The 14,427-nt window shown below is 63.5% G+C and carries 13 protein-coding genes and 3 tRNA genes; 2 read left to right on the top strand and 14 right to left on the bottom strand.

The window, feature by feature from the left end; genetic code table 11:
* Positions 1-40 precede the first annotated feature (40 nt).
* Positions 41-1,615, bottom strand: a complete 1,575-nt coding sequence (locus BVG79_RS10500; RefSeq protein WP_085786853.1) for a peptide ABC transporter substrate-binding protein — start codon at positions 1,613-1,615, stop codon at positions 41-43.
* Between the two features lie 232 nt (positions 1,616-1,847).
* Between BVG79_RS10500 and nikR the strand changes: the two genes are divergently transcribed.
* The gene (nikR, locus tag BVG79_RS10495) at positions 1,848-2,321 is read left to right on the top strand and encodes a nickel-responsive transcriptional regulator NikR (RefSeq protein WP_085786852.1); all 474 of its coding nucleotides are present in this window, start codon (positions 1,848-1,850) and stop codon (positions 2,319-2,321) included.
* 5 nt (positions 2,322-2,326) lie between these two features.
* Here the strand turns inward: nikR and BVG79_RS10490 are convergent.
* From BVG79_RS10490 to BVG79_RS10465, 6 genes are all read right to left on the bottom strand, one after another.
* Positions 2,327-2,401, bottom strand: a tRNA-Glu gene (locus BVG79_RS10490).
* Positions 2,402-2,438: 37 nt separating this feature from the next.
* A tRNA-Glu gene (locus BVG79_RS10485) sits at positions 2,439-2,513 on the bottom strand.
* Between the two features lie 87 nt (positions 2,514-2,600).
* On the bottom strand, positions 2,601-4,343 hold the full coding sequence (gene recJ / locus BVG79_RS10480; protein ID WP_085786851.1) for a single-stranded-DNA-specific exonuclease RecJ: 1,743 nt from the start codon (positions 4,341-4,343) through the stop codon (positions 2,601-2,603).
* Between the two features lie 16 nt (positions 4,344-4,359).
* Entirely contained in the window at positions 4,360-5,325 is a 966-nt protein-coding gene (gene glpX, locus BVG79_RS10475; protein WP_085786850.1) for a class II fructose-bisphosphatase, read from the bottom strand.
* Positions 5,326-5,455: 130 nt separating this feature from the next.
* Positions 5,456-6,742, bottom strand: a complete 1,287-nt coding sequence (locus BVG79_RS10470; RefSeq protein ID WP_085786849.1) for a homoserine dehydrogenase — start codon at positions 6,740-6,742, stop codon at positions 5,456-5,458.
* Between the two features lie 72 nt (positions 6,743-6,814).
* Positions 6,815-7,093, bottom strand: coding sequence for a hypothetical protein (locus BVG79_RS10465; RefSeq protein ID WP_236951355.1), 279 nt, complete (start codon positions 7,091-7,093; stop codon positions 6,815-6,817).
* A gap of 317 nt (positions 7,094-7,410) precedes the next feature.
* Between BVG79_RS10465 and BVG79_RS10460 the strand changes: the two genes are divergently transcribed.
* Positions 7,411-7,497 (top strand) — tRNA-Leu (locus BVG79_RS10460).
* Between the two features lie 101 nt (positions 7,498-7,598).
* Here the strand turns inward: BVG79_RS10460 and BVG79_RS10455 are convergent.
* The 7 genes from BVG79_RS10455 to BVG79_RS10425 all read right to left on the bottom strand — a co-directional run bounded on the left by BVG79_RS10455 (position 7,599) and on the right by BVG79_RS10425 (position 14,160).
* The gene (locus BVG79_RS10455; RefSeq protein ID WP_085786848.1) at positions 7,599-8,354 is read right to left on the bottom strand and encodes a carbonic anhydrase; all 756 of its coding nucleotides are present in this window, start codon (positions 8,352-8,354) and stop codon (positions 7,599-7,601) included.
* Positions 8,355-8,652: 298 nt separating this feature from the next.
* On the bottom strand, positions 8,653-9,579 hold the full coding sequence (locus BVG79_RS10450) for an AEC family transporter (RefSeq protein WP_085786847.1): 927 nt from the start codon (positions 9,577-9,579) through the stop codon (positions 8,653-8,655).
* 61 nt (positions 9,580-9,640) lie between these two features.
* Entirely contained in the window at positions 9,641-10,438 is a 798-nt protein-coding gene (locus tag BVG79_RS10445; protein ID WP_085786846.1) for an MBL fold metallo-hydrolase, read from the bottom strand.
* A 1-nt stretch (position 10,439) separates the two neighbouring features.
* Positions 10,440-11,252, bottom strand: a complete 813-nt coding sequence (locus BVG79_RS10440) for a TatD family hydrolase (RefSeq protein WP_085786845.1) — start codon at positions 11,250-11,252, stop codon at positions 10,440-10,442.
* A gap of 14 nt (positions 11,253-11,266) precedes the next feature.
* Entirely contained in the window at positions 11,267-12,337 is a 1,071-nt protein-coding gene (locus BVG79_RS10435) for a DNA polymerase III subunit delta' (RefSeq protein ID WP_085786844.1), read from the bottom strand.
* On the bottom strand, positions 12,334-12,966 hold the full coding sequence (gene tmk / locus BVG79_RS10430) for a dTMP kinase (protein WP_085786843.1): 633 nt from the start codon (positions 12,964-12,966) through the stop codon (positions 12,334-12,336). The genes BVG79_RS10435 and tmk overlap by 4 nt, the downstream gene beginning before the upstream one ends.
* Before the next feature lie 6 nt (positions 12,967-12,972).
* Positions 12,973-14,160 (bottom strand): D-alanyl-D-alanine carboxypeptidase family protein, encoded by a 1,188-nt coding sequence (locus tag BVG79_RS10425; RefSeq protein ID WP_085786842.1) that lies wholly within the window; start codon positions 14,158-14,160, stop codon positions 12,973-12,975.
* Between the last annotated feature and the right edge of the window lie 267 nt (positions 14,161-14,427).

Here is a 14,427-nt window from a genome sequence, read left to right as displayed (position 1 = left end):
GCTAAGTGCCCCCGCCCGCAGGTTTAGGTTCAAAGGGCGATCAGTTGACCGACAACCAACGTGTCAGGTGGTCGTCCATGAGGTTGTCCTCATAGCCCGAAACACTTTGAGATACGAGAGCGCGCGACGAATAGTACAGGATCGGAATGATCGGTACCTCTTCCAGCAGGATCGTTTCGGCTTTTGCCAACAATTCTGCGCGAGCCGCCAGATCGGTTTCAACGGCGGCGGCGTCCATCGCGGCGTCATAGTCGGCGTTGGTCCAGCGCGGGTAGTTGAACATCACGTCCGATTGGAACAAGAACAGGAAGTTCTGCGGGTCGTTGTAGTCGCCGATCCAGCCCGCGCGGGCGATGTCGTACATGCCGCCCTGCTGCAGGTAGGTGAAGTAGGTCGCGCCTTCGACTTCTTCCAGCTCGCCGTTGATGCCGATGTTCGACAACATGTCCGAAACAGCTGCCATCGTGTTGCGGTGGTTTTCCGAGGTGTTGAAGCGCAGCTTTACGGTCAGGCTACCGGGGGCAACGCCTGCTTCTTCCAGCAGGGCCTTGGCCGCATCTTCGCGGTCCAGCAGGTCGTCTTCAGCGTAGGGCAGCATCACGCCGCCATCGACGTAGTTCACGATGCCCGGGGGCACCAGCGAATAGCCCGGCAGCATGGTTTCGCGCCAAACTTCGCTGGCGATGAAGTCACGGTCGATCACCATCGAGATGGCCTGACGTACGCGCGGGTCGCGCAGGGGCGAGCCCTCTTCGCCCTTGACCGGCAGGTAATAGGTGCCGAGGTACGGGACGACGTGCAGTTCGGCCGACAGGTTGGCTTCCAGATAGTCCATTTGTTCGGTGGGCACGTCCGAGCAGATCTGGACTTCACCGGCTTCGAAGCGACGCAGGCAGGCCGAGCGGTCTTCGAACGGGATGTAGTTGATCGTGTCGATCTGGACGTTGGCCGCATCATGGAAGTTGGAGTTCTTCGACATGACGATTTTGTCGTTCGGCGTGAACGAGGTCAGCTGGTAAGCGCCGTTGGTGACCAGATTGCCCGGCTGCGTGAAGCTGTCGCCATACTGTTCAACCGAAGCCGCGTTGATCGGCAGGCCGGTTTGGTGGGTCAGCAGTTCTAGGAAATAGGGTGTCGCAACACCGAGGGTGATTTGCAGAGTCTTGTCGTCAACCGCGACGGCGCCCAGCGTGTCGGCAGCAGCCTCGCCCGATGCGATGGCTTCGGCGTTGGCGATCGGGAACAGCATATTCGCGTAAGGCGCGGCTGTTTCGGGGGTCATCAGGCGACGGTAGGCGTAAACGAAGTCGCTGGCGGTGACGGGTTCGCCGTTCGACCATTTCGCATCGTCGCGGAAGTGGAACGTATAGACCAGACCATCTTCCGAGATGTCCCAGCTTTCAGCAACGCCCGGGATTGTCGAGCCGTCGGCAGCCTTCGTGACCAGACCTTCGTACAGGTCGTTCATCAGGCGGCTTTCAGCCACGGTCGATGTGCGGTGGTGGTCCAGCGTCGAAGGGTCGGTATCGTTGCCGCGGTTCAGCACCACTTGGGCGTTGGCCATGCCGGCCGTCAGGGCCAGCATGCAGCTGGCAGTCAGAAGATGTCGTCGCATTAAATCGCTCCCGTCATGAAATCTCGCATTCGCGTTACTTTCGGCAACCTGATGGTCGTCTGACAACTGTTTTTCTTAACTTGGCGATCAATTTTTTTGTTTGACAGCTTGTTTTGTTCACCGTGCGGCGCATTTTCGCGCATGCCCCATGGGTATGCCGCGAGGGAATGTGCCGTGACATGCGGCAGCTTTGGGATAAGGTCGAACAGCCACCAGCTGAAGGACCCCGCCAATGCACCGCGTCACCGTCGCCATCGAGCCCGCATTGTTGGATGAACTGGATGCCTACATGGCCCGTTCCGGCGCGACAAACCGGTCCGAGGCGCTGCGCGATCTGGTGCGGCGCGGGCTGGCTGGGCAGGGGCAGCGCGATGCGGCTGCCGATTGCGTCGGCGTCCTCAGCTATACCGTCGAGCCTGCCGTGCGGGCGCTGGGGCGGCGTGTGCCGCAAAGCCGGCAAGACCGCCACGACCTGACTGTTGCCGCGCTATCGGTGCCGCTAGACCACGATTCGGCGGTCGAGGTGGCCGTGATGCGCGGTGATGTCGGCGCGGTGACGGCCTTTGCCGACAGCCTGTTTCTGGAACGCGGCATCCGCCACGGCGCGCTGTCGCTGGTTCCAGTGCAAACGCAGGTCGAACATCATACCCATGGCGACGGCCGCGCCCACAGCCACACGCATCTGAAAGTGAAAGAGAGTTTCTGACCAAGTGGTAGCCCGTAGGGGAGTCGAACCCCTCTTCCCAGAATGAAAATCTGGTGTCCTAACCGATAGACGAACGGGCCACACAACTTGTCTACGCCGCCCCAGCAAGCCGAGGAGTGGTAGCCCGTAGGGGAGTCGAACCCCTCTTCCCAGAATGAAAATCTGGTGTCCTAACCGATAGACGAACGGGCCATTGTTGGCGTGAGGCGGCTTTTAGATAAAGTGCTGCGGCGGGGCAAGGGGGAATTTGGTGGTTTTGTCGATATTTGCCCCGATGTTTCAACTTGCCTTTGCGGCATCCTCGATCCGCATCTGGGCGCTGGTGCGGCCCTGCCAGCGGTTCACCTCTAGCCGGCCAGCCACGTGGATGCGTTGGCCGCCGGTATTGTTCAGCAAATCACCCAAAGGGCCATGTGCCGCGTTGAAGGCGATAGCATCGATCCGCGCGCCGAGGCCGTCGCCCAAAGTCACCTTCAAGTGGTCGGTGCCGACGGGTTTGACGAAATGCACGACCACATCGGGCATGGCCACGCGCGGCGCGGGGGCCGATTGGCCGAAGGGGCCAGCCTGTTCCAGCTGTTCGATCATGGCGACAGTGGCCGCGCCGGGCATCAGCAGGGTGTCGATGCGCAGGTCGGCGGGGCCGCCCGCGCCCGCGCCTTGGCGGGCCAGCAGTTCGGCCAAGCGGGCCATGGCAGGTTCCAGTTGCGCGCGATCTACCGTCAGGCCCGCCGCCATCTTGTGACCACCGCCTTTCAGCAGCAGCCCTTCGGCAGCGACACGCTGGATAGCGGCGCCCAGATCGACACCAGTGACAGACCGCCCCGAACCCTTGCCGATGTCACCCTCGAACCCAATGACGACGCTGGGGCGGTTGGTGGCTTCTTTCAGGCGCGCGGCGACAATGCCGACCACGCCGGGGTGCCAGCCGTCGTCCGCCGCCCAGACCACGGGGCCATCCAGCCCGCGGGTTTCAGCCTGCGCCATCGCGGCGGCGCGCACGTCGGTCTCGATCGCGCGGCGTTCGGTATTCAGCGCATCTAGCTGTGCGGCCATGGCGCTGGCTTCGTGCGGGTCGAGCGTGGACAGCAACCGCGCCCCGAGATCGGCGCGGCCAATGCGCCCGCCCGCATTCACGCGCGGCCCCAGTATAAAGCCCAGATGATAGCTGGTCGGCGCGCTGTCGATGCGCGCGACATCGGAGAGGGCGACAAGGCCGGGCCGTTCGCGGCGCGCCATCACGGCCAGCCCCTGCCGCACCAGCGCGCGATTGAGGCCGATCAGCGGCGCCACATCGGCCACGGTAGCCAGCGCCACCAGATCCAGCAGATGCGTCAGATCGGGGCCTTTGATTCCTGCGTCGCGCAGTTGCCGGTTAGCCTCGACCAGCGCCAGAAACACCACGCCCGCCGCGCAAAGGTAAGCCAGATCGCCCGTTTCGTCCTGCCGGTTCGGGTTCACCACGGCCAGCGCGGGGGGCAGGGTTTCGCCGCCCAAGTGGTGGTCTAGTACAACCACATCCGCCGCTGCCGCCGCGCCCAACGCCTCGTGCGAGAGGGTGCCACAGTCGACGCAGATGATCAGGTCGTGCTTGGCCGCTAGATCGCGCATGGCGGGCACGTTCGGGCCGTAACCTTCGTCGATGCGGTCTGGGATATACAGCGTGGCAGGGATGTCGAAGTCACGCAGCCAGTCGATCAGCAGGGCGGATGATGCCCCGCCATCAACATCGTAATCGCCGAAAATGGCGATGCGCTGGCGCTTTTGCACGGCCTGCACCAAGCGGGCGGCAGCTTTTTCCATATCGCGCAGGCTGCGCGGGTCGGGCATCAGGTCGCGCAGGCGCGGGGTCAGGAACCCCTCGGCCCCATCGGGGGTGATGCCCCGCTGCGCCAGCACGGCGGCTAGCGGGCGCGGCAGGTGGGCTTGTTGGGTCAAGGCCTCGGTCAGGCGGTCGGTTTCAATGTCGGGGCCGACCCACATGCGGCCGGTCGCGGATTGCGTGACGCCTAGAAAAGACACTTGACCCCTTTCGCCCTTACTTCACAGGGCAACGATAGCTGATGCGGCGGACCGATCCGGTCTTCGATCGCATCAGGACAGTTTCAGTCGTCACGAACCCGGGTTCGCGCTTGATCCCGCGCAGCAACGAGCCGTCGGTCACGCCGGTGGCCGCGAAAATCACATCGCCCGTCACCAGATCGTCGCGGGTATAGATGCGGTCGAGGTCGGTGATCCCAGCCTTGTAGGCGCGTTCACGTTCGTCGTCATTGCGAAACAGCAGGCGGCCGTAAATCTCGCCGCCCATACATTTCAGCGCCGATGCCGCCAGCACCCCTTCGGGTGCGCCGCCCGAACCCATGTACATGTCGATGCCGGTCACTTCAGGCTCGGCGCAGTGCATGACGCCTGCAACATCGCCGTCGGTGATCAGGCGGATGGCGGCGCCGGTGCCGCGCACTTCGGCGATCATCTCTTGGTGGCGATCACGGTCCAGGATGCAGACGGTGATGTCGGCGGCGCTGACGCCTTTGGCTTTGGCCAGCGCAAAGACGCGTTCCGACGGGCGCATGTCCAGCGATACGGTGTTCGGGGCAAAGCCGGGGCCGATGGCCAGCTTATCCATATAAACGTCGGGGGCGTGCAGCAGCGTGCCGCGCGGGGCCATAGCGATCACGGCCAGCGCGTTGGGCATGTCTTTGGCGGTCAGTGTCGTGCCTTCCAGCGGGTCGAGGGCGATATCGACCGCAGGGCCGGTGCCGGTGCCCACTTCCTCGCCGATGTACAGCATGGGGGCTTCGTCGCGCTCACCCTCGCCAATCACCACGACGCCTTGGATTTCCAGCAGGTTCAGCTGGGTGCGCATGGCATCGACTGCGGCTTGGTCGGCTGCCTTTTCATCGCCGCGCCCGACTTGTGCGGCAGCGGCCAAGGCGGCGGCTTCCGATACGCGGGCAAGGCCCAGCGATAGCATGCGGTCGTGGAATTCCGGGGCTGTGGTCATCACGCTTTTCCCTTTTTTGTCATGGCGCGCGAAGGGTTCCGCGCGCCTTGCCCTTGCCCTAGACCGCTAGGGAATATCCGGCAAGCATGTGAACGCTAACGCGACCGGGCCAAAGACAAAAGGGCGTTTCTTACAGCGTTTCGATCCGCAGCGCGACGGTTTGGCCCGTCACGACGGCAGTCGCCGGCAGGGCGGCCAGCGCCAGTTCGACCGCGCTGCGCATGGTCTTGTGCGTGACGATCAGAACGGGGGCGGCGACGCCGTTGTGGCCGTATTGGCGCATACGGTCGATGGATATGCCGTTGTCGCCCAAAATGCGCGCGACCTTGGCCAGTGCGCCGGGCTTATCTTCCAGCTGCATGCGGATGTAATAGGGCGCGGGCACGGCCGATCGCGCTGCAGGCTGCGCTACAAGGCTGGTCGCGGGGATGCCGAAGGTCGGCAGGCGGGTGCCGCGCGCGATGTCGATGACGTCGGACATGACCGCGCTGGCCGTGGGGCCAGACCCCGCGCCCGCGCCGCGCAGGACAATCTGCCCCACCGCGTCGCCTTCCAGCACGACCATGTTCGTGCCGCCTTCCAGTTGCCCCAGCGGCGATGCAGCGGGGACAAGGCAGGGCGTCATGCGCTGTTCAAGGCCGCGCCCCGAAAGCTGCGCGACGCCTAGCAGCTTGATGCGATAGCCCATATCTGCCGCGTGGCGGATGTCTTCGATGGTGATCGCGCCGATGCCTTCCAGTTCGACTGCGGGGAAATCGACCTTGCTGCCAAAGGCGATGGCCGACAGCAGCGACAGCTTGTGCCCCGCATCAATCCCGCCGACGTCCAACTGGGGATCGGCTTCCAGATAGCCCAACGCACGGGCTTCCTCGAACACTTCCTCGTAGGTCAGGCCCGCACTTTCCATGCGTGTCAGGATGTAATTGCACGATCCGTTCATCACGCCCATCACGCGGGTGATCTGGTTGCCTGCAAGCCCCTCGGTCAGGGCCTTGATGACGGGGATGCCGCCCGCAACGGCGGCCTCGAAGCGCAGCACGCGGCCGGCGGCCTCGGCTTTCGCGGCGATTTCATTGCCGTGGATGGCCAGCAGCGCCTTGTTCGCGCTGACGACATCTTTGCCGGCTTCCAGTGCTGCCAGCGTGGCGTCGCGGGCCGGCCCCTCGGACCCGCCCATCACTTCGACGAACACATCAATATCGCTGCGGCGGGCCAGCGCGACGGGGTCGGTTTCCCACGCATAACCATCCAGCGGCAGGCCGCGATCCTTGCCCGTTGCGCGGGCCGACACGGCTACAACCTGCACAGGGCGACCCGCGCGCGCGGCCAGCATGGCACCGTGGTTTTGCATAATGCGTATGACGCCCATTCCAACGGTTCCAAGGCCGGCAATCCCAAGGCGGAGCGGTTGCGTCATAGCGGTCTTCCTGTGAAGTGGTCTGCACGGCTGGTTAGCCTGTCCCGCACGCGGGTGCAACGGGATCAGGTGCTAGTTGTTGGCGCGCAGCGCCTCGGCACGGGCGCGCAGGGCCTCGGCGCGCTGGGCGAGTTCGTCCTGCGTCGGGGTGGGATCTGTCCCGATCTGTTTGGCTTGCGCCAGCAGCGGGTCGATGTTGACCAATCTGGGGTAGGGCGCGGGCGCGGCGGCGGTCCCCTCCTCAATATCGGGGGCGGGGCTGCAGGCCGCCACCAGTACCGCAAGCGCGAGGGCCAGAGCACTGCGGGGCGTTTGTCTTTGGGCTGGGCTGTGCATCAGCGGGTGCTTCATCGGGGCTGCTCGGTCCGGTTGGGGGCACGGTAGGGCCCAAGGAAATGCGATCGGGTTTGCGATGCGCCGCCACAGCCATACGATTGGTCGCACGCGACTGTGCCTTCACCCACTCATTTAATATGTGCCGCATCTGTGCGATTTGGGCAATATGCTAGCCCGCGCCGCCGCAGGAAGCCGCCCCGCAACCCTTTGCTGTGGGCTTAAAACCTGCCGCTTGTTGAGCGCGTCTCGTCAGGGGGCACGCATTGCCGCAAATTCCCCCTTTTCTTCGCCAAAGGCCTCGTCTATACGCGCCGAGCCTACCTGATCACAGTGCGGATGTGGCGGAATTGGTAGACGCGCAGCGTTGAGGTCGCTGTGGGGTAACACCCGTGAAGGTTCGAGTCCTTTCATCCGCACCACGATCATAGTTCATCTATGATTGCGCATGATCACTTTGGTATTTCTTATGATTTGCACATGTCGCCGTTAGGGGCCGCAGATGCGACCCCCGTTGGTGTGTTTAGTGCACCCCTTTGACAACCAGGCGGTTGTTGGATGCTTGCAGCGGGCGTGCGTCCCCTTCGGGGAACAGGTGGGCGAAGGCCTCGATCTGGGCTGCCGATGCGGTCAGCGGGTGTTCCATGACGTACCAGTTGACGCCCTCGGAACACGGCGGTGTGGTCAGTGACCCCATCAGACGATAATAAAGCTGATCTTCGGGAAGCAGTTCGTTCACGTTCACCAAAGCGTCGGAAAAGGCCTCGGGCGTGCCGATTTGGCTGGGAATGTGTGCGAAAACATTCGCGAGGGCGGGGTTTTCGGCACCTTCTTCGAACATGATCCCGATGACGGCCAGCGCACCGTCTTCGCGCTTGTGCACCAAGTGCAACTCAAGCGGGTAAGTCACGCCATTGAGCTGGTATTCGCTGGGCGCGTGAAAGTGAAACTGCACCAGTTCAAAGCTGTGGTCGTCGACGGCGAAGCCGTTATCGGCCGCGCCTGATACCTGCACGCTATGGCCGTTGTTTACCAGTTCCAGCGGGAAGGGAGTGTAGCCGAAGGCCAAGGCAGGCAAGACGGCCGGAATGGCGGTCTGATCGTTAATGTCGATCGGGGATTGGGTGCTGCCCGAACCACAGGCTTCATACTCTGGCGAGAGCTCTGCCCAATGATCGGGGCTGCCTTCGCCCGTATAGCCCCAATGTGCGCCTTCGGCGTGGGCCGATAGCGCAACGGATGCCAGTAGGGTAGCAGTGATGGCACGATGAATCTTCATCGCACGCCTCCATTTTGATTGAGTTTTCTGCGGCGCGGCGCGTTGCGACCTGTCGCTGCCGGTGTCATGCGCCTCGCAAATCGGATTTGCAAGGCGCTGAATTGTAAAGGTTATACGACAGGCTGCGTCACGGCACGGCCTGTTTCGTGCCAGTAATATGTAGCCAAAACGAAAAAAACATTTACGGTTTTTTGTCGTGATTTGAAGGGCTTTTGCACCATAAGCCGTCCGCGAAATTCACATATTTTTCGCCGGTGGCATAGCGATAGGCCATGGGGAAGTGACGCTGCGTTCCGAATTATCCGAGGATTAAAATCCAGGCAGGCAGGGTCAGAATCGACAGCATCGTCGCGACCAAAACCGCCGAAGCATTCACACGGCGCCCGACGCCATACATGTCGGCGAACAGGTAAGCGTTAACCCCGGGGGCCATGGCGGCGGTCAAAATCATCGTTTGCAGCGGGATGCCGGTCATGTCGAACCGCACCCCGAAGAAGAATGTAAGCGCCGGGTGCAGTACCAGACTGACGGCACAGACCATAGCCATCAGGCGAATGTCACCTTCGGGGCGCAGACGATAAAGCACTCCGCCAAGGCCGAACAGTGCGGCGGGGACGGCGGCCCGCCCGATCAGGTCCATCGTGTCGCCAATGGTGTGGTGCACGGGGATGCCCGCCAAGTTCACCGCCACACCCGCCAGCACGCCAATCACCAGATTGTTGCGGAAGATTGATTTCGCGACGGTTTTGGCCACAACGATGGGGCGCTGTCCGCGGTTGCGGACAATCTCCATCGCGGTGATCCCGACAAAATAAGCAAAGGGCGAGTGCATCGAGACGATGGCCAGCACCGTTTCCATCGATTCGTGGCCGTAGGCACGGTCGGTGATCGGCAGACCCAGCAGCACCGCGTTTGAGAATAGGCAGGCGAAACCGATGGCGATCGAATCTTCGATCGGGCGGCCCATCAGGCGGGCGCCAATGATGCCTACGACGAAGCAGATCGTCGCGGGCAGGTAAAAGCTGATCATCAGCGGCGGTGAAAAGCTGGCGGCCAAATCAAGTTGCGAGACGCCGCGAAACAGCACGCAGGGCAGGGCGAACCCTTGGGCAAAGCGCATCAGGCCTGCGATGGCCGATTCGCTCATCCCGCCGCGCCATGCGACGACGTATCCCACGCCGATCACCAAGAATACGGGAAGGATGACGTCGATAATCGCAAGCATGGCTAACCTTGGTCGTGCGGATGGCCGTGCGTGCCGCGCCATCTATGGGCCGCTTTAGGGATCAAGCGGGAAAATAAAGCTCCATACCGTCGAAGGCAGGGGTAATTCCGGCTGTAAGCTGATGTTTCAGCACGTTGTAGTCTAAATCCACATGCATATTGGTCAGCACGGCCATTTTGGGGGCCGCGCGTTCAATCCAGCCTAATGTCTGTGCAACATGCGAGTGTGACGGGTGCGGTTTGTAGCGCAGCGCATCGACGATCCAGCAGTCCAGCCCCGCCAGCGTGGGCCAGACGCCTTCGGGAATCGCCGAGACATCGGGCAGGTAGGCGATATCGTCAAAACGGAATCCCAGCGCAGGGATGTTTCCGTGTTCGATGGTAAAGGGCGTGAAGGTGATCGGCCCGCCTGCGCCGGTAATGGTGACCGGCCCTGTCAGCAGGTGTGCCGTGCAGATCGGCGGATAGGACGAGCCTGCGGGTGTTTTGAAAATATAGCCGAATCGGGCGTGCAGCGCCTCGCTGGTGGGGGTGTCCATCCAGACATCCAGCCGTTGGTCGCCGTTAAAGGAAATGGCGCGCAAATCGTCGATTCCGTGGACGTGGTCGGCGTGGGGGTGGGTGTAAAGCACCCCGTCCAACGTGCGCACATCGGCGGCCAGCAATTGCTGGCGCATGTCGGGCGATGTGTCGATCAGCACCCGCGTGCGCCCCCCGTCCGTTTCACGTGTGACGAGGATCGAGCAGCGCGTGCGGGTGTTCTTTGGCTCGGACGGGTCGCAATCGCCCCATTCGCCGCCGAGGCGCGGCACGCCGCCGGATGATCCGCACCCGAGGATTCGCACCGACAGCGTGGCCATGTCAGACCCCCTGCGGGCGGCTGGCCTTGGCGAACAGCCGGTCGAAGTTGTCGGATGTCAGCCGTGCAAAGTCGGCATAGTCGATGCCAAAGGTTTCAGCCGCGCGGCGGCCCGTTAGCGCTGTAAAGGCAGGCTCGTTACGCTTGCCACGATGGGGCGGGGGGGCAAGGTAGGGGCTGTCGGTTTCCAGCAGCAGGTGGTCGTGCGGGACAGCGCGGAAAATGTCGCGCAGTTCCTCGGATTTGGGGAAGGCGGTGATGCCGGACATCGACAGGTAGAACCCCAGATCAAGCGCCGCGCGCGCCAAGGCGGCCGAGGACGAGAAACAGTGCATCACGCAGCCGAAGGGGGCTTTGGCGTGTTCCTCGGCCAGAATGGCGGCCATGTCGTCATCGGCGTCGCGTGCGTGAATGATCAGGGGCAGGCCCGTTTCGGCAGCTGCGGTGCAGTGGATGCGCAGCGACGTTTGCTGCACGGCGGCGCTGTCGGCTGAATAGTGGTAATCAAGGCCTGTTTCCCCGATTCCGACGAATTTCGGGTGCTGCGCCAGTGCGACCAGCTGGTCGACCGTGGCCATAGGCTCCTCCGCGACGCTCATCGGGTGGGTGCCGGCGGCGTAGAAGACCTGCGGATAGTGTTCGGCGATGGCGCGCACCTGCGGCTCGTTACGCAGGCGGGTGCAGATCGTGACCATCCGCGTGACGCCCGCCGCAGTCGCGCGCGCCAGCAGGTCATCCAATTGGCCGTCGAAATCGGGGAAATCGAGGTGGCAATGGCTATCGACAACTGCGGGCGGGAGCATTTCGGCGGTCATGTGGGGCTTTCCGTTCAAAGTATGCGCTTGGTCGCATCCTCAATCTGCAACAGGGTATCAAGGATGAGCATGGCGGGGTCAAGATTGACCGCCAGACCTTGGCGTACCTTGGCTGACAAAGTCTGTTGAAGATCAGCATAAAGGCGCGCGGCCCCATTGTGTGGCGATAAGCGGTGTAGCAGCGCGGCTTCGTCGGGCGCGGCTTCGGGCAGGGGGGCGCCCAGAATGCCGGCGCGGGCGGCGCGCGACAGAAACAGGTCAATCAGGTCGACCAGCAGCGCCAGTTTGCCATCGGCCCCGCGCGCGGTGACGGCGGTGGTCAGGGCGCGGGCGCGTGGGCGGTCGAAGCGGGGCATGGTTTTCATCACGCCCATCAGATCGGAATAGAGCTTGACGCCGTCGTGTGCGAGCACACGGGCCGCTGCACCGGCGGACCCCTGTGCCAGCACCGACAGCGCCGCGCCATCGGCACTGCCTAGAATGGTCGCCAGCGCGTCGGGGCCCAGCGGTGCCAGCGGCAAGGTGCGGCAGCGCGAGCGGATGGTCGGCAGCAGTCGCGCGGGCTGGTGGGCGATCAGCAGCAAAACCGCGCCTGGGGGCGGTTCTTCCAGCAGTTTCAGCAGGGCGTTCGCGGCATTGGGGTTCATGTCGTCGGCGGCATCGACAATCACCACGCGCCGCCCGCCACCGGCTGCGGACAGGCCGAAAAAGCTGCCCAACTGCCGTACGGCGCGCACGGTAATGACGCTTTCCAGCCGGTCGCCCTTTTCGTTCGGGCCGCGTTTGATGACCAGCAGACGGGGGTGGCTGCCCGCACGCACAAGGCGCAGATCGGGGTCGTCCTCGGGCAGATTCATGCCGCTTGCTGGGGCGCCGGCCAATAGCCACGCCGCAATCCGGTAGGCCAGCGTCGCTTTGCCAATGCCCTGCGGCCCCGTCAGCAGCCAGCCGGAATGAAGGCGACCTGTCGCGGCGGCGTCCAGAAACGTCGCCTCGGCTTTGGCTTGGCCTATCAGAGCGGCAGCCTCGCGGGGGTGGGGGGTGCCGTCGACCTGCGTCGGGTCGGGCAGGGTGTCGTCGCTCATGCTAGGGCCGGGGCGCGGGCGGCAAAGGCGTCGGCAATACGGGCGGCAACCACGTCTTCGGGGCCAGCGCCGTCGATCACTACGCAGCGGCGCGGCGAATCGGCCGCAATCTGCAGATAAACGGCGCGCATTTTTTCTTGCAGTGCGAGGCCGAAATCCTCGAACCGCAGCTCGTCGGTGCTGCGGGCCAACCCGCGGGCGAGGCTGCTGGCGGGGTCGGCGTCGATCACGAAGGTGAGGTCAGGCTCGCGCCCGATCATCAGGCTGTGCAGCGCATCGACCATTGCGCGCAAGTCACCCCGCGTCGCCCCCTGATAGGCGCGCGTCGAATCGGCGAATCGGTCGCTGATGACGATGCGGCCCGCAGCCAAGGCGGGCAGGATCGTCTTTTCCAGATGATCGCGGCGGGCTGCGGTGAAAAGCAGGGTCTCGGTTTCGGCCGACCAGCGGTCGGTCGCGCCGGTCAGGACAAGACGACGGATCTCCTCGGCGCCGGGGCTGCCACCGGGTTCGCGCGTCAGCACCACGTCACGCCCCGCGCGCCGCAGCGATTCGGCCAGATGGCGCGCTTGTGTGGATTTGCCCGAGCCGTCGATCCCCTCGAAGCTGATAAAAAGTCCAGTCTGCATCGAGGGTCAGACGCCCTCGGCCTGTTGCTGGCCAAGGCCCATTTTGCCCACGACGATTTTGGCCGTTTCGGTCAGGCGCTGCAAAAAGCCCGCAGGGGCTACATCGGCTTGGGCGACCAGCGGCACGGTGATCTCGGACATCCCCTCGCGGCGGATGACCAGCTGGGCCAGTTCCTGACCAGCCGTGATGGGCGCGGTGATCGGGCCGTTATAGACGACCTCGGTCGTCATCGAGCTGTTGGTCGTGGTCGGCACGAGGATTTGCAGGTCTTGGCCTAATGCCAGTTGAACTTGCGGCTGCGCGCCCATCCAGACCTCGGCCGCGCCGCCGGGGACGACATCGCCGGCTTTGCCCACATCTTGCAGCGTGAATTGGCGGAAGGCCCAGCTCATGATGCGCTCGGCCTCGTCGCGGCGGGCCGCCTCACTTTGCAGGCCGGTGATGACGAAGATGATGCGGCGGTCGCCTTGGCGGGCCGATCCGGTCAGGCCGTAGCCAGCCTCGCTGGTGTGGCCAGTTTTTAAGCCGTCGGCCCCAGCGCCCAAGGCCAGAATCGGGTTGCGGTTCCGGGTGTTAGACGGAACGCGCCCGTCAAAAGTAAACTCGGTTTCGCCGAAAAGAGGATAGAAGGTCGGGAAATCCTCGATCAGGTGGCGGGCCAGCGTTCCCAGATCGCGCATCGACATGACATGTCCATCAGCGGGCCAGCCGTTCGAGTTCATGAAATGCGACTGGTTCATGCCCATTTCATGGGCGCGGTTGGTCATCAGCGCGGCAAAGCCCGCTTCGCTGCCGTCGGGCGACAGCGCCTCGGCGAGGACGCACGATGCGTCGTTGCCCGACAGAATGATCACACCGCGCAGCAGATCCTCGACCGTGACACGATCTTGCGTGTTCAGGAACATGGACGAGCCACCGTAATCCATGCAGTGCTGCGAGACGCGCAGCGTGTCCGCCAGATGCAGGCGGCCGTCTGTCACGGCTTCGAACGCCAGATAGATGGTCATCAGCTTCGACATTGAAGCGGGGGGCAGGGCCTCGTCGGCGTTGTGGTCGAGCAGCACTGTGCCTGTGGTCTGATCGAGCACATAGGCCGCCCGCGCCGAGGTCGAGAACGTCTGCGCCGCGACGCCGCTGGCGCCCCAGCCCAAGGCCAGCAGGCCGGCGATCAGGGTTTTCATCTTACGAGACATGGTGATTCCCTATGGTTCGTCCGACTAAGGCCCGCCGGATATGAGTTTGCCGCTTTTTGGCAGAATAGCGGCGATCGCCCCCCAAGAAAAGCGCCCCGCGCGGCCGCTTGGGCGGGGATCGGCCAAAGATACGTGAGCATGCTTGATGTGACTTAACGTCACCTCTTAATGGCATTTGTCCCTGCGGGGTTTTTCTTGTCTTGCCCCCCTCGGTCCGCCCCGCTAGAACGGCTTTATTTGGTGGGGGATGGTCTGGTCATTTTCCCT

Source organism: Ketogulonicigenium robustum (assembly GCF_002117445.1).
Taxonomy (GTDB): Bacteria; Pseudomonadota; Alphaproteobacteria; order Rhodobacterales; family Rhodobacteraceae; genus Ketogulonicigenium; species Ketogulonicigenium robustum.
This window is presented reverse-complemented; position numbering and strand designations above follow the sequence as displayed.

Coding starts and splice junctions, on each gene's coding strand:
- BVG79_RS10500 (WP_085786853.1), bottom strand. CDS start 1,615: ATGCGACGACATCTTCTGACTGCCAGCTGCATGCTGGCCCTGACGGCC.
- nikR (WP_085786852.1), top strand. CDS start 1,848: ATGCACCGCGTCACCGTCGCCATCGAGCCCGCATTGTTGGATGAACTG.
- glpX (WP_085786850.1), bottom strand. CDS start 5,325: ATGACCACAGCCCCGGAATTCCACGACCGCATGCTATCGCTGGGCCTT.
- BVG79_RS10470 (WP_085786849.1), bottom strand. CDS start 6,742: ATGACGCAACCGCTCCGCCTTGGGATTGCCGGCCTTGGAACCGTTGGA.
- BVG79_RS10465 (WP_236951355.1), bottom strand. CDS start 7,093: ATGAAGCACCCGCTGATGCACAGCCCAGCCCAAAGACAAACGCCCCGC.
- BVG79_RS10455 (WP_085786848.1), bottom strand. CDS start 8,354: ATGAAGATTCATCGTGCCATCACTGCTACCCTACTGGCATCCGTTGCG.
- BVG79_RS10450 (WP_085786847.1), bottom strand. CDS start 9,579: ATGCTTGCGATTATCGACGTCATCCTTCCCGTATTCTTGGTGATCGGC.
- BVG79_RS10445 (WP_085786846.1), bottom strand. CDS start 10,438: ATGGCCACGCTGTCGGTGCGAATCCTCGGGTGCGGATCATCCGGCGGC.
- BVG79_RS10440 (WP_085786845.1), bottom strand. CDS start 11,252: ATGACCGCCGAAATGCTCCCGCCCGCAGTTGTCGATAGCCATTGCCAC.
- BVG79_RS10435 (WP_085786844.1), bottom strand. CDS start 12,337: ATGAGCGACGACACCCTGCCCGACCCGACGCAGGTCGACGGCACCCCC.
- tmk (WP_085786843.1), bottom strand. CDS start 12,966: ATGCAGACTGGACTTTTTATCAGCTTCGAGGGGATCGACGGCTCGGGC.
- BVG79_RS10425 (WP_085786842.1), bottom strand. CDS start 14,160: ATGTCTCGTAAGATGAAAACCCTGATCGCCGGCCTGCTGGCCTTGGGC.